Here is a 14,042-nt window from a genome sequence, read left to right on the forward strand (position 1 = left end):
TATGAGCAAAGTAGTCATCGTTGGAGGCGGCATCATCGGGATGTTTACCGCCTGGTATCTGACCGAAGAAGGTTTCAGTGTCACGATCATCGACAAAGGCGATCTACGCGACAACTGCAGCATCGGCAATGCCGGTATGCTCGTGCCAAGCCACATTATTCCGCTGGCTTCACCGGGCATCATCAGCAAAGGGCTTCGCTGGATGCTTTCTTCCACCAGTCCCTTCTACATACACCCGCGACTGGACCGCAGGCTGATGCAGTGGTGCATGCATTTCTACAGAGCTGCTACGCCCCAGCATGTTGCCAACAGCATCCCCTATCTCAAAAACCTGAGTCTGCTGAGCAAGAGTCTATACCTGGATTTCGCTGCCCAGCACCCGGAGATAGAGCTGAAGCAGGATGGACTGCTGATGCTCTATAAAACAGCAGAAGGCGCACACGAGGAAAAGGAGTTTGCCTTGCTGGCACGGCAGCATGGTCTGGAGGCAGAGATCCTGTCACCGCAGGACGTGCAGGGGCTAGAACCTAACCTGGAATTAGATGTACTGGGAGGGGTATTATTCCCGGGCGATGCGCACCTGAATCCGGCGGCACTTTCAGCTTGTCTGCACCGCCTCCTGCTCGATAGAGGCGTTTCCATGGTATCGCATCTGGAGGTACTCAACTTTGCAACCACCGGTCGGCGTGTCACGGCCGTTGTGACTGACAAAGGCGACATAGCCACAGATCACCTCATCGTCTGCGCCGGATCCTGGTCGGGTGAGGTGGCCCGCAAGCTGCAACTCAACCTGCCCATGCTGGGCGGCAAAGGCTACAGTTTCGTGGTGAACAACAATCCGGCTATACAGCGGCCAACTATTCTCACTGAAGAGCGTGTCGCCGTGACGCCTTACGGAGATAAAGTACGTTTTGGCGGCACCATGGAGATCACCCCTGCCAACCGGCACATCAACATGAAACGGGTACAGGGTATACATGCTTCCATAGCCCGCTACTATACCAATTTCAAATGTCGGCTGCCTCAGAAAGAGAACGTTTGGAGCGGACTTCGTCCCTGCTCTCCGGATGGTTTGCCTTACATTGGCTATACCCAGCGCTGGAACAATGTATTCTTCGGCACCGGCCACAGCATGATGGGCGTTAGTCTGGCGCCGGCAACCGGCAAGGTACTGGCGGAGCAGTTGATGCACCAAAAAGAGAGTGTGCTGAGCGACGCTTTTTCACCGGACAGGTATCACCAGGCCAGCTATCAGCTCCTGAAATAGCAAATCGTTTTACAAAATTCAGCTATCTTTAATGATCAGTTAAAAAGTGAACACTATGAAAAAATTCACCCTGCCTCTCAAGGTCGTGCTTCCGGCTGCGATGGCACTGCTTACCTTGAGTGCTGTATCGGCACAGGCGCAAGCCCCTACCTTCACCCGGCAAGATACGCTGCGCGGCACCATCACACCCGAGCGTGCCTGGTGGGACCTCACGCACTACCACCTCGATATCAGCGTGAACCCGGCTGACAGCAGCATCCACGGTAAAAACACGATCCGCTACAAAGTGCTGGAGCCTTACCAGATCATGCAGATCGATCTGCAGCCTCCTATGCGGATGGAGCGTGTGCTTCAAAACGGCAAGCAGCTGAATGTGCGGCAGGAAGGCAATGCCTACTTTGTGCAGCTGGTAGAGGCGCAGCATGAAGGGGCTCAGAACGAGGTAGAGGTATACTATGGCGGCAAGCCGCAGGTAAGCAAAAACCCGCCCTGGAGCGGCGGCATTACCTGGAAACGTGATGAGCGCGGCAAACCGTTTGTCGCCAGTTCAAACCAGGGAGCCGGTGCGAGTCTGTGGTGGCCCTGCAAAGACCACATGTACGACGAACCGGACAGTATGCTGATGAGCGTGACGGTTCCCAAAGACTTAACAGACGTGTCAAACGGTCGTCTGCGTGGCGTGGATGAAAACCAAGACGGTACCCGCACCTTCCATTGGGCCGTGACCAACCCGATCAACAACTACGGCGTGAACATCAACATAGGTGACTATGTACATTTCGGGGAGAAGTACCAGGGCGAGAAAGGCGTGCTGGACTGCGACTACTGGGTGCTGCGCGACAACCTGGAAAAGGCGAAGGTGCAGTTCAAAGATGTGCTCAGAACGCTGGATGCCTTTGAACACTGGTTTGGCCCCTACCCTTTTTATGAAGACAGCTATAAGCTTGTAGAGGCTCCTTACCTGGGTATGGAGCACCAGAGCTCTGTTACCTATGGCAACGGCTATCAGAACGGCTACCGCGGTCGCGACCTGAGTGGCTCAGGCTGGGGCTTGAAATTTGACTACATCATCATCCACGAAACAGGTCACGAATGGTTCGCCAATAACATCACCTACAAGGATGTGGCGGACATGTGGATCCATGAGAGCTTCACGACCTATTCCGAACCGCTCTTCGTGGAATACCACTACGGCAAGCAGGCGGGCAGCGAATACGTGATCGGTATACGCCAGAACATCCGCAACGACCGCCCGATCATCGGCTATTACAACGTAAACAAAAGCGGCTCCGGCGATATGTATCCGAAAGGTGCCAACATGCTGCATACCTTGCGCCAGGTTGTGAACGACGACGAAAAGTGGCGCGGCATCCTTCGTGGGCTCAACAAGGATTTCTACCACCAAACAGTAACCACAGAGCAGATCGAAAATTACCTCTCACAACACGCAGGCCGTGACCTCAGCCGCTTCTTCGACCAGTACCTGCGCGACACCCGCATCCCTACACTGGAGTACCGACTGGAGAGGAAAAAGCTAACGTACCGTTGGGCCAATGCGGTGGAAGGTTTCGATATGCCGGTGAAGGTATACCTGAACGGCGAAGAGCAGTGGCTCGAGCCCACTACTGATTGGAAAGAAATAAAGAAAGTAAAAGCCGGCACCAAACTGACCATCGACCCGAACTTCTATGTGCAGGAGAAGAGTTTAGGAGTTTAAGAGTTGGGGAGTTTGAGAGTTTAAGAAGATTGTCAAATTTTAAAACAGAAGGCCTGCCAGAAATTTCTGGCAGGCCTTCTGTTTTAGGACAGTATCTTTCTACTTAACGGCTCTACACATTGCTCTGACTTATATGGCGCGAGATCTGCGAAGTAAAATATTTATTAAATCCGGCCCCCTACTAATCCTCACTCCTAAACTCTCAAACCCCTAAACTCATTTCACTTGCATTGCTTTGAGCTCCTGCTCCAGGCGTTGGTTCCAGCGTTCCTGGGCTGCTGTGTCTAGGCCGTGACGGGTTTCGGAGTCATATTGGTCCTGCAGCTGGTTCATCTCGCGATATGATTCAATGAAAAGGTACTGGATGTTGCTGTTGTAGTCGGCCAGGGACAAGTCTTCCGGCTTTATCTTCTGCTTAAAGCGCTCCGACACCAGTTTTACGATATCAAAATGCCGCTGCTCGTGGTTGAGTCCGTAAGGGTTTCGGGCATTTTCCTTCACCCAGGACGAGCTTTTCAGCACGTATACCTTCATGTTGAGGTTGAGGTGGATGATGCCGTCTTTTACCTCAGTCTCGCCTTCGTAGGCAAAGCTAGGAAACACAGTGGCAGCGTAACGGCTCGTGCGGTTCACATCCGCTTTAAAGTCATTCCAGTTCAGAGGTCTGCCCGGGTCGTAGAACACCGTGTCATGATCGGCGGGTGCGGTATAGTCCGTAAAAGTCACCTTTATACCTTTGGCCAGTTTCGGGTTCGTGTTCGCTTCCCGGTCCATCCAGGTGTTCAGGTAGCGCAGGGCTTCCTTGATGGACTGGCGCAGCGCAGGTTCTGTGACTTCGTTTCGGCCCACTGGGCGCTCGTAGCGTCCGCCGCCTTTGTATTGCAGCAGCTGCACCGTCTCCCCGTCACGCTCCATTTCAAAAGCCATCACCACAGCTATGGTACCGGCCACACGACCAGCCGCAGACTGCGCTTCTTTCACCTGCATTTCTTTCAGGCGAATCACCACAGGTCGCAGCGACTTGTTCGCGGGTATGCCTTTGTTGATGAACTCGCGCAAAGCTTTGTAGCCCCCACCCTGCAGATCGACAGGCTGCGCCTTGCCCGCTCCCGTTAGTGGCAGCAGGTAGGCAACTGCTTTCTTATCTGAGCGCTCGTCGATTACGTTGGCGATGTAAAACTCACGCGGCGTAAAAGGCAGCTTTTCGGTGCGCAGTACGATCGGCTCTGTATTGTCAACCACAGGAGCCGCGGCTATACCTGCCACACCCAGGTAAAAACAGACAAGCAGCAAGCAAACCGCTACGAAGGCGCTGCCCCTGGATTTAAGAAAGTATTTCATGAATAGGTAATGCTAATTCTGTTAAGGTATAGCTAAAACAGAAGCCTGACCCGCTTTCGTTCAGTGTGCGCCCAGCTGTTTATCATAATATTTCAACCGCAAGCATTAAACCATTTTTTTGCAATGCAGTCTATATTTTTAACTATCTTAGCCAAGCATTCAGGTATCATAATTTCGTTTCTTATCTATGAAGATTAACTTCCATTTTGTAAAACACTTGCTGGTTTGTGTCCTGTTGTTAGGTCCAATGCTGGTAATGGCACAAAACGGCAATAAAAGCAACCGGCCTAGTCCACCCGCTACGGCTTCCGGTAAAATAGGCGACGCACTGGTTACCATCGAGTACAGCAGCCCTGCCGTGAAGAACCGTAAGGTATGGGGTGAGCTGGTACCTTACGGCAAGGTATGGCGTGCCGGTGCCAACGAGGCCACCACAATCGAATTCAGCAGGGATGTGCTGGTAGAAGGACGTCACCTGGCTAAAGGCAAATACAGTTTCTACACCATCCCCGGCGAAAACCAGTGGACTGTGATCTTCAACAAAGCCACGGGCCAGTGGGGCACAGAATACGATGAACGGCAGGATGCACTGCGGGTGAATGTGAAGCCACGCAACACCATGGCCATGCACGAGCGCCTCTCCTACCATGTTGTCCGCAATGGCATCCTGATGCGCTGGGAGAAGCTGGAGCTGCCAGTTAAGATAAAATAACCTTACAGAGAAAAGCCGCCTATACCTTGTATCTGCGGCTTTTTTTATGTCAAACCCATACTGATACAACCATGATAAAACTACTGAAAAACACAGCAACCGGAATGGCACTCCTGTTCCTACTCGGTTGCGCCGGCACTTCCACGACAGCACCAGCTGATGAGTCAACCACCGCAAGTGCCTCCGCTAATTCCGGTTCAACAACCACCGCCACTGCCAGTGCAGGTGGAACTACGCAAACCGCCAGCACTTCTCAAAATGCTGTGCAGCAAGCCACACAGCTGGAAGGAGCCTGGAGAACAACAGACGGACAGGGTAATGAGGTGGTGATGCTGGTGCAGGATGGCTTCTTTACGATTGCGCGGTTCAACCAGCAAAATAAGCAGTTCCTGGGCACCATCGGCGGCACCTACACGACCTCAAACGGAGAGATTACGTTTCGCCACGAGTTCAACACCCTGGACTCCACACAGGTAGGTACGACAACCTCGGCGGACTACAAACTGGAGAACAACCAGTGGACGATGGGCAAAGATGGCGTAACCGATACCTGGAGCCGTATCAATGAGAGCAACAGCAACTCTCCGCTTGCAGGCACGTGGCGCATCACAGGGCGTGAGCGCGACGGACAGATGAACACCATGCGTCCGGGACCTCGCAAAACGCTTAAAGTGCTTTCCGGCACCCGCTTCCAGTGGATCGCCTTCAACTCTGAGACCGGCCAGTTTTTCGGCACAGGAGGCGGCACCTATACCGCTGAAAACGGCAAGTATACCGAAAACATCGAGTTCTTTTCCCGCGACAGCAGCCGTGTGGGCATGTCGCTCAGCTTTAACTTTGAAGTGAAGGACGGCAACTGGCATCACTCCGGCCAGAGCAGCACCGGCAACCCGATAAACGAAATCTGGTCCCGCATCTCAAAAGATTAATTTAGGTCAGGTATGGCAGGTATGTGTTGTATATCTGCCATGCTTTCCTGAACTTGATCGCCCGATAACCAAGCCTATTATGGAGGATACACTGGACCAATTGGTCGTGACAAAAGCTTCTGGCGAAAAAGTACTTTTCTCTGTCGGTAAACTCCGGCTCTCACTTCGTAAGTCCGGTGCCGACGAACAACAGGCCGACGAGGTCATCCGACAACTGGCACCTGAACTCACCTCCGGCATCTCCACCCGCAAGATTTACCGCAAAGCCTACGGCATTCTCAGGCGCATTTCAAACACCGCCGCTGCCCGCTATAGTCTGAAACAAGGCATCATGCAGCTGGGTCCATCAGGCTTTCCTTTCGAGAAATTTGTGGCAGAGATACTGCGGGCGCAGGGTTATACCACCGAGATCGGCGTGTTTGTAGACGGTCACTGCGTGCGCCATGAAATAGACGTGATTGCGCTGAAGGACGGGAAACGGGCGATGATCGAGTGCAAATACCACAACATGCACCTCAACAAATCGGATGTGAAGGTACCCATGTACATTCATTCCCGCTACAAAGACGTGGAGAAGGTATGGCCATCAGAGCACGAGTATGAGATCCGCTTTCACGAGGTATGGGTGATGACCAACACCCGCTTCACGGAAGACGCCATCCGCTACGCCACCTGCATGCAGATGCGACTTATTGGTTGGGACTACCCTGCCAAAGGCGGTTTGAAAGACATGGTGGACTCTTTCCACCTTTACCCCCTCACCTGCCTGACTACGCTGACAAATTCTGAAAAGCAGCGCCTGCTCGATCAGAAAGTTGTGCTCTGCAGTGAGCTGCTGCACGAAGAAGAACTGCTCCAAAGTATAGGTCTGCGTGACGACCGAGCCAGACGTGTGCTCAAGGAAGTAGAGAATCTTTGCAACGGCTATTATAGGAGGTAAAACGCAGCAGATAGCAGCACTTGATCTAGAAATGCCCACAGGTATAGCACAACGACAAGGGAGGCATCTAATTTTTCTGCTTCTCTGCCTCCAGCATATTCTCCAGTCCCTTGAAAAATGCATCCGGGTTAAAGGAAATGCTGTCGATGCCGTGCTCCACCAGGAAAGCGGCGAACCTGGGGTAGTCGCTCGGCGCCTGACCGCATAAACCAACTTTAGTACCCGTCTTTTTAGCTTTCTGCAGGGTCATGACGATCAGCTGCTGCACCGCCCGGTCAAAGGGCGAGAAAATATCACTGAGCAGGCCGGAATCGCGGTCGGCACCCAGAGTCAGCTGCGTCAGGTCGTTGGAGCCGATGGAAAAGCCGTCGAAATGCTCAGCAAACTCCTCGGCCAGCAGGGCATTGCTCGGAATCTCGACCATCACGTATACCTCCAGACTGTTCTCTCCCCGTTTCAGGCCATAGTCAGCCAGCAGGTCAATCACTTTTTTGCCTTCCTCCACGGTGCGGCAAAACGGGATCATCAGTTTCACGTTAGTCAGCCCCATCTCTTCCCGCACTTTTTTCATGGCCCGGCACTCCAGCTCGAAGCCTTCCTGGTACAGCTTGTGATAGTAACGGGATGCCCCCCGCAGACCGATCATCGGGTTGGCTTCGTCGGGCTCAAACTGCCTTCCGCCGATCAGGTTGGCGTACTCGTTTGACTTGAAATCGCTCATGCGCACGATCACATCCTTGGGGTAAAATGCTGCCGCGATGATGCCGGTTGCTTCGGCCAGTTTGTCTACAAAAAAGTCTTGTTTGCTTGGGTAGTGGTGCGTGAGCTGCTCGATCTTCTCCCGTGCTTCTTCATTCTCCACCTTGTCAAAGTGCTTCAGCGCCATGGGGTGAATCTGGATGGCGTTGTTGATGATGAACTCCATGCGCATCAGCCCGACTCCATCGTTTGGCAGGAAAGAATACTTAAAAGCCTGTTCCGGATCACCGAGTATCAGCATGGCCTTTGTCTTGGACTTGCCGAGTTTGCTCATGTCGGTCTTCTTCTCGTCCCAGTCCAGTTTGCCATCATACACATAGCCTGTCTCCCCTCCCGCTGTCGACACGGTCACTTCCTGACCGTCCTGTATGGTTTTGGTGGCATTGTCAGTACCCAACACAGCCACAGCACCTACCTCACGCGCCACAATGGCGGCATGGCTGGTGCGACCGCCCTGTTCGGTGATAATAGCGATGGCCTTTTTGAGGATCGGGTCCCAGTCCGGGTCAGTTTTGCGGGTAACGAGTACCTCCCCTTCCTGCAGTTTGTCGATCTCGTCGGGAGATTTCAGGATGCGGGCTATACCTGACACAATGCGGTTACTCAGGCCTATACCTGAACAGAGCACTTTGCCCTCTTCTTTCAAAGTATACTCAGTGAAGAAAGCCTCGTTCTTGTGCTGACTCTGTACTGTTTCGGGGCGTGCCTGCACAATGTATAGCTCACCGTTCAGACCATCTTTCGCCCACTCAATATCCATCGGCTGGCCGTAATGTTCCTCAATCCGCTTGCCCCATTTCGCCAGCTGCACTACCTCCTCGTCCTGCAGCACAAACTGCTCCTGCCGCTCAGCCGGTGTGTCCAGGTTGACGATGGCATCCGTTGGGCTCAGCAATTCATTCTCAGACTTCTCGGCGTATACCATTGTTTTGGCCTTGCTGCCCAGCTTGCGCGAAATGATCGGCTGCTTTGCCTTATCGATTTTCGGTTTAAACACCACAAACTCGTCCGTGTTCACAGCGCCCTGTACCACATTCTCGCCCAGTCCCCAGGAACCCGAGATGACCACGGCATTCTCGAAACCGGTATCCGGGTCGAGTGTGAACATTACTCCGGAGCAGGCTTTGTCGGACCGCACCATGGTCTGTATACCTACCGACAGCGCCACCTGCATGTGCTCAAACTCGTTGTCAACCCGGTACTTAATGGCCCGGTCTGTGAACAAAGAAGCGTAGCTGTGGTGGCAGGCTTTGTAGAGGTTCTGGAGACCACTCACGTTTAGGTAGGTTTCCAGCTGTCCGGCAAAGCTGGCGGTGGGCAGGTCTTCGGCGGTAGCGCTGCTGCGAACGGCCAGCGAGATGTCTTCCCCGTATTCCGACTTCAGATAGGTATAGCCTTCCTCAATCGCTTCCCGGATCTCGTCGGGAAATCTGGCGTTCAGTATAAGCTCCCGCGCCTGTTTACCGACGGCCGACAGATTGTGAAAATCCTTCGTGTCCAGTTCCGCCAGTATATCGGTCAGCCGCTGCTTCAGTTCATTGTGCTCCAGAAAATGCCAGTAAGCCGCCGAGGTAGTCGCATAGCCATCGGGTACCCGTATACCTTCCGGATTGAGTTGGTTATGCATCTCTCCGAGTGAGGCGTTTTTGCCACCCACTCTACTGAGGTCTTTGTAGCTGATGTCTTTAAAGTGCTTGATGAACGGTTCCATGGCTGGCTGATTTGGGAATAGAATTGATGGCAAAAGGCGGTAATGCCACGACATACACTTCTGATAACGGAAGCATAAACACTTGGTTTTGACTTATATACAAATCAATCTCTCCTAAATACCAAGGATAATTATCCGTTCAGAAAGCTGCCTTAAGTCATAACATCAGTTCAAGGAAAGCCCTGTTTATTACTAAAAAGAATATATTTATAATATTTTTAAGTAATTTTTAAATAATTCATTGCCTTATTTTAAAACCTTACGTATAACATCCTAACATTCAAGCATATATTACAATAACACAGGAGGTTTTATGGGAACAGTCAGGCATATTCTCCAAAAGAAAGGCAATAAAGTAATTTCTGTTGCCCCAACCAGCACCGTCTACAGTGCCCTTGAAACCATGGTGGAGCAAAACGTAGGCGCACTCATTGTGATGGACAAGGGTAAGTTTGCCGGTATATTCACAGAGCGCGACTACGCCCGCAAAGTCATCCTCAAAGGCAAAGCCTCCCGTGATACCCTGGTGCAGGAGATCATGAGCGAGCATCCCGTCACTGTCACCCCAGACACGACCCTGGATCAGTGCATGGTGCTGATGACTCAGAAATACATCCGCCACCTACCTGTATTTGACAATCAGGAATTGATCGGACTGGTATCCATCGGTGACATTGTGAAGTGTATGATGGATGAACAAAAGTGCATAATCGAGGACCTCGAACACTATATAACCGGGCACCACGAGTAGGTAGCCCGGATATCATTTATTAGGAGAAACTATGCAGGAAACAGCCGAAACAACCACTTTACTGTGGCCACTGGTAGTCTATGGTGCCATTGTGCTTAGCCTGGTATTGTTGATACTGGGCTTGTCCTATGTACTCGGCCAGCGCGGAAATTCCCGCGCCACTGGTGAGCCGTATGAAGGCGGTATCGTCAGTGCAGGCGGTGCCCGTATCCGATTCTCCTCTCAGTTTTACATGGTGGCCATGATGTTTGTGATTTTCGACGTGGAGACCATTTTTATTTTCTCCTGGGCCATTGCATTCCCTGAACTGGGGTGGTATGGCTATTTCGGCGTGCTCGTCTTCATAGCCATGCTGGTTGTGGTGCTGATCTACGAGTGGCGCAACGGCGCCTTGGATTTTGGTCCGGACGGCAAAAAGATACTCGCGGCTTACAAGCGCATGTTGAAGACCCCAAGCCTTAATTGAGATTTTGACGAAGGACTTTTTTTCAGAAGACTGTCAGAGAAGGTCTGGAACTGAATAATAAAACGAAACACCCTACGATATGAAATGGTGGTTAAGCAAACCGGACGAGCCAGCCAATGCCGTGACAGGCACCAGCTCCTACGAAGAAACCGTGCAGCAAAGCATCATGCTCACCACGCTGCAGGACCTGATCGGCTGGGGCCGAAAGAATTCCATGTGGCCTTTCCACTTCGGCCTGAGCTGCTGCTTCGTGGAGATGGCCACCAGCATGACGCCCAAATATGACGTAGCCCGATTCGGTGCCGAAGTAATTAGGGGCACCCCAAGAGAAGCCGACGTGATGATCATCGCAGGCACGGTCTTCATCAAAATGGCCCCGATCATCAAGCGTTTGCACGAACAGATGATGGAACCAAAATGGGTAATCTCGATGGGTTCATGCGCCAACTCCGGCGGCATGTATGACATTTACAGCGTCGTGCAAGGTGTTGATAAATTTCTGCCTGTGGACGTGTATGTTCCCGGCTGCCCTCCCAGACCAGATGCCTTCATGGAAGGGTTGATGTTATTGGCAGACCGTGTGGGTAAGGAAAGACGACCTCTCAGCTGGACGATTGGGGAACAAGGTGTGATTCGCCCAGAGAAAATTGAAGTGAAAGCAGGTAAAAAAGAGCGCTGGAGTCAGATGAACGAGTTTCGATCACCGGATGAAATCTGATAAGTTTAGGAGTTGGGGAATTGGAGAGTTAACTGTTTATGTCAGGATTTGCAGGGAACAGGATTCTGCAAATGTATAACATCCCCCTGCCCCCTTTAAAGGGGGACTCTTAGTCATTAGCATTTGGTCAGTATAAGGGCTTCAGTTTAGTTTTAGTTTTAGATACAGACCGCACAAACCACGCACACGCATTTTGGGCATCCTTGCACGGAAGCGATGAAACAAATACGTGTACCAGGTGCACTTTACCGACGCTCCACTGTTTGAGCGTTCAGCGAGTTTGGAACGTCTTGATTTTTATTGCCTACTTTTTTCATCAAGGAAAAAAGTAGGGCCCGCCCGGCCAGGGCAAGCTACAGGGCATAGGATAATGCTATCATAAAAAAGCATTAGCTACGCTAGCAAGGTATAGGTATAAACTTAGCATAAAAAGAAAGAGAGTACATGAGTTAAGCATACATCAAATTTTAACGGCCTCCTCCCATGAATAACAACAGCGGCATACTGGAGCAACTCAAGTCGCGGTACGGCGAAGATACGTTCAAAACGCAGACCACCAAGGATGACATCCTCACCCTCTGGCTTCCTGTGGACCATGTGCCGGAAGTACTGAAATTCCTGAAGCACGACCTGCCCCAGCCCTTCCTCCTCCTCTTCGACCTGACGGCCATAGACGAACGCACCCGCAAACCAGAGAACGGCCATATACCTTACTCCTTCACGCTCATTTACCACCTGTTCTCTTTTGAACGCAATACCTTCATCAGACTAAAAGCGGGCCTACGTGAAGACTTCCCGAAAGCACCGAGCATCAGTGGACTCTGGCAAAACGCCAACTGGTACGAGCGCGAAGTATACGACATGTTCGGCATCCGCTTCGAAGGCCATCCGCACCTGTCCCGCATTTTGATGCCGCGCACGTGGGTAGGCCACCCGCTCCGCAAAGAGCACCCGGCCCGTGCTACCGAGATGGGCCCATTCCAGCTGTATGACGACAAGATAGACCTCGAGCAATCGGCCTTGCAGTTTAAACCCGAAGAATGGGGGCTGGCACGTCAAAGCGACGACAGCGACTTCATGTTCCTCAACATCGGTCCGCAACACCCAGGCACACACGGCGTACTCCGTATCATTCTGCAGCTCGACGGCGAGGACATTGTGGACGCTATACCTGACATCGGTTTCCACCACCGTGGGGCCGAGAAAATGGGTGAGCGGCAGTCCTGGCATACCTACATCCCCTATACTGACAGGGTAGACTATCTCGGTGGTGTGATGAACAACCTGGCTTACCTGCAGGCCGTGGAGCAACTGGCAGGCATCGAAGTGCCGGAGCGGGTGAAGTATATCCGGGTGATGTTGTGCGAACTCTTCCGTATTGCCAGTCACCTGGTGTGGTACGGCACCTTTGCGCAGGACGTGGGCCAACTCTCGCCGGTGTTCTACATGTTCACCGACCGCGAAAAAATATTCGACATCATCGAAGGCATCTGCGGCGGCCGCATGCACCCGAACTGGTTCCGCATTGGCGGCGTGGCGCAGGACCTGCCCAAAGGCTGGGAACAGCTGGTACAGCGCTTCATCGATTACTTCCCGAAACGAATCAAAGAATACGATGCTATGGTGATGAAGAACAGCCTCTTCAAAGCCCGCACCGTTGGCATCGGCATCTTCACCAAAGACGAAGCCATTGAATGGGGCGTGACCGGACCAAACCTGCGTGCCTGTGGCTTTGAGTGGGACTTCCGCAAAATGCGCCCTTACTCCGGTTACGAAATGTTTGACTTTGAAGTGCCTACCGCCAGCAACGGCGATTGTTATGACCGGGCCGTGGTGCGGGTAGCCGAAATGCGCCAAAGCCTTCGCATCATCGAGCAATGCGTGAAGAACATGCCGGCCGGACCTTATAAATCCGACCATCCGATAACCACACCGCCTGTCAAGCAAAACACCATGCACGATATCGAGACGCTGATTACGCATTTTTTGGGCGTGACATGGGGACCGGTTATACCGCCGGGAGAGGCCATGAGCTGCATCGAAGCTACCAAAGGAGCCAACGGCTACTATCTGACCAGTGACGGGAACACTTCTCCTTACCGGGTGCGGATCCGCACTCCCTCCTTCCCGCACATGCAAATGCTCCCCTACATCACCCGCGGCTACACTGTAGCCGACTTGCTTTCTATACTGGGCGCGATGGATTATGTACTGGCGGATATCGATAGATAACTCAAAAATTCAACTTATGCTCACCACCGAAGAAAAACACAAGATCGACCACGAAATCAGCCTGGTGCCTTCGCCGAAGAATGCCTGCATTGAAGCGCTGAAAATTGTGCAGCAAAGTCATGGTTGGGTATCGGACGAGAGCCTGAAAGATGTGGCGGACTATGTGGGGATGTCGCCGGCGGAACTGGACAGCGTGGCGACCTTCTACAACCTGATTTTCCGAAGACCGGTGGGGCGGCATGTGATATTGGTGTGCGACAGCATCAGTTGCTGGGTAATGGGCTACGTAGGCATTCGCGACCACCTCTACGAAAAACTCAACATCAAATACGGCCAGACCACAGAAGATGGCCGCTTTACCTTGCTACCCAATTGCTGCCTCGGTACCTGCGACTGTGCCCCGGCCCTTATGATTGACAACGATTTGTACCGTAACCTAACGGTGGAACAACTGGACGAGATTCTGGAAAAATATACCTAAAACCCAAGCGGGCATACC

Annotated in this window: 12 protein-coding genes; 10 read left to right on the forward strand and 2 right to left on the reverse strand. The window is 52.3% G+C overall.

Going from position 1 to position 14,042, the window contains the following annotated elements; genetic code table 11:
* The first annotated feature begins 1 nt into the window (after position 1).
* Positions 2 to 1,267, forward strand: coding sequence for an NAD(P)/FAD-dependent oxidoreductase (locus AC5FXQ_RS05335; protein ID WP_493601457.1), 1,266 nt, complete (start codon positions 2 to 4; stop codon positions 1,265 to 1,267).
* A gap of 55 nt (positions 1,268 to 1,322) precedes the next feature.
* Positions 1,323 to 2,984: a M1 family metallopeptidase gene (locus AC5FXQ_RS05340; RefSeq protein WP_493601458.1), complete on the forward strand. Its 1,662-nt coding sequence runs from the start codon at positions 1,323 to 1,325 to the stop codon at positions 2,982 to 2,984.
* Positions 2,985 to 3,200: 216 nt separating this feature from the next.
* Here the strand turns inward: AC5FXQ_RS05340 and AC5FXQ_RS05345 are convergent, their stop codons facing one another.
* Positions 3,201 to 4,325, reverse strand: coding sequence for a hypothetical protein (locus AC5FXQ_RS05345; protein WP_493601459.1), 1,125 nt, complete (start codon positions 4,323 to 4,325; stop codon positions 3,201 to 3,203).
* A gap of 187 nt (positions 4,326 to 4,512) precedes the next feature.
* On the opposite strand from AC5FXQ_RS05345, the gene AC5FXQ_RS05350 reads away from it, so the two are divergent.
* From AC5FXQ_RS05350 to AC5FXQ_RS05360, 3 genes are all read left to right on the forward strand, one after another.
* Positions 4,513 to 5,037, forward strand: a complete 525-nt coding sequence (locus AC5FXQ_RS05350; protein ID WP_493601460.1) for a DUF2911 domain-containing protein — start codon at positions 4,513 to 4,515, stop codon at positions 5,035 to 5,037.
* A 71-nt stretch (positions 5,038 to 5,108) separates the two neighbouring features.
* Positions 5,109 to 5,966, forward strand: coding sequence for a DUF4488 domain-containing protein (locus AC5FXQ_RS05355; RefSeq protein ID WP_493601461.1), 858 nt, complete (start codon positions 5,109 to 5,111; stop codon positions 5,964 to 5,966).
* Between the two features lie 79 nt (positions 5,967 to 6,045).
* On the forward strand, positions 6,046 to 6,906 hold the full coding sequence (locus AC5FXQ_RS05360) for a restriction endonuclease (RefSeq protein WP_493601462.1): 861 nt from the start codon (positions 6,046 to 6,048) through the stop codon (positions 6,904 to 6,906).
* 67 nt (positions 6,907 to 6,973) lie between these two features.
* On the opposite strand, the gene ppsA is transcribed toward AC5FXQ_RS05360, so the two are convergent.
* Entirely contained in the window at positions 6,974 to 9,376 is a 2,403-nt protein-coding gene (gene ppsA / locus AC5FXQ_RS05365; RefSeq protein WP_493601463.1) for a phosphoenolpyruvate synthase, read from the reverse strand.
* Between the two features lie 313 nt (positions 9,377 to 9,689).
* Between ppsA and AC5FXQ_RS05370 the strand changes: the two genes are divergently transcribed.
* The 5 genes from AC5FXQ_RS05370 to nuoE all read left to right on the forward strand — a co-directional run bounded on the left by AC5FXQ_RS05370 (position 9,690) and on the right by nuoE (position 14,024).
* Positions 9,690 to 10,127, forward strand: coding sequence for a CBS domain-containing protein (locus tag AC5FXQ_RS05370; RefSeq protein ID WP_493601464.1), 438 nt, complete (start codon positions 9,690 to 9,692; stop codon positions 10,125 to 10,127).
* A gap of 31 nt (positions 10,128 to 10,158) precedes the next feature.
* On the forward strand, positions 10,159 to 10,593 hold the full coding sequence (locus tag AC5FXQ_RS05375; RefSeq protein ID WP_493601465.1) for an NADH-quinone oxidoreductase subunit A: 435 nt from the start codon (positions 10,159 to 10,161) through the stop codon (positions 10,591 to 10,593).
* A gap of 79 nt (positions 10,594 to 10,672) precedes the next feature.
* Complete coding sequence (locus tag AC5FXQ_RS05380) at positions 10,673 to 11,311, forward strand: NADH-quinone oxidoreductase subunit B (protein WP_299700340.1); 639 nt, start codon at positions 10,673 to 10,675, stop codon at positions 11,309 to 11,311.
* A gap of 483 nt (positions 11,312 to 11,794) precedes the next feature.
* Entirely contained in the window at positions 11,795 to 13,543 is a 1,749-nt protein-coding gene (gene nuoC, locus AC5FXQ_RS05385) for an NADH-quinone oxidoreductase subunit C/D (RefSeq protein WP_493601466.1), read from the forward strand.
* Between the two features lie 16 nt (positions 13,544 to 13,559).
* The gene (nuoE, locus tag AC5FXQ_RS05390) at positions 13,560 to 14,024 is read left to right on the forward strand and encodes an NADH-quinone oxidoreductase subunit NuoE (protein WP_493601467.1); all 465 of its coding nucleotides are present in this window, start codon (positions 13,560 to 13,562) and stop codon (positions 14,022 to 14,024) included.
* Positions 14,025 to 14,042 lie beyond the last annotated feature (18 nt).

Source organism: Pontibacter sp. LHS1 (genome assembly GCF_058932855.1).

Excerpts from the sequence above, each read along its gene's own strand:
- AC5FXQ_RS05335 (WP_493601457.1), top strand. The coding sequence starts at position 2 with ATGAGCAAAGTAGTCATCGTTGGAGGCGGCATCATCGGGATGTTTACC.
- AC5FXQ_RS05340 (WP_493601458.1), top strand. The coding sequence starts at position 1,323 with ATGAAAAAATTCACCCTGCCTCTCAAGGTCGTGCTTCCGGCTGCGATG.
- AC5FXQ_RS05345 (WP_493601459.1), bottom strand. The coding sequence starts at position 4,325 with ATGAAATACTTTCTTAAATCCAGGGGCAGCGCCTTCGTAGCGGTTTGC.
- AC5FXQ_RS05350 (WP_493601460.1), top strand. The coding sequence starts at position 4,513 with ATGAAGATTAACTTCCATTTTGTAAAACACTTGCTGGTTTGTGTCCTG.
- AC5FXQ_RS05355 (WP_493601461.1), top strand. The coding sequence starts at position 5,109 with ATGATAAAACTACTGAAAAACACAGCAACCGGAATGGCACTCCTGTTC.
- AC5FXQ_RS05360 (WP_493601462.1), top strand. The coding sequence starts at position 6,046 with ATGGAGGATACACTGGACCAATTGGTCGTGACAAAAGCTTCTGGCGAA.
- ppsA (WP_493601463.1), bottom strand. The coding sequence starts at position 9,376 with ATGGAACCGTTCATCAAGCACTTTAAAGACATCAGCTACAAAGACCTC.
- AC5FXQ_RS05370 (WP_493601464.1), top strand. The coding sequence starts at position 9,690 with ATGGGAACAGTCAGGCATATTCTCCAAAAGAAAGGCAATAAAGTAATT.
- AC5FXQ_RS05375 (WP_493601465.1), top strand. The coding sequence starts at position 10,159 with ATGCAGGAAACAGCCGAAACAACCACTTTACTGTGGCCACTGGTAGTC.
- AC5FXQ_RS05380 (WP_299700340.1), top strand. The coding sequence starts at position 10,673 with ATGAAATGGTGGTTAAGCAAACCGGACGAGCCAGCCAATGCCGTGACA.
- nuoC (WP_493601466.1), top strand. The coding sequence starts at position 11,795 with ATGAATAACAACAGCGGCATACTGGAGCAACTCAAGTCGCGGTACGGC.
- nuoE (WP_493601467.1), top strand. The coding sequence starts at position 13,560 with ATGCTCACCACCGAAGAAAAACACAAGATCGACCACGAAATCAGCCTG.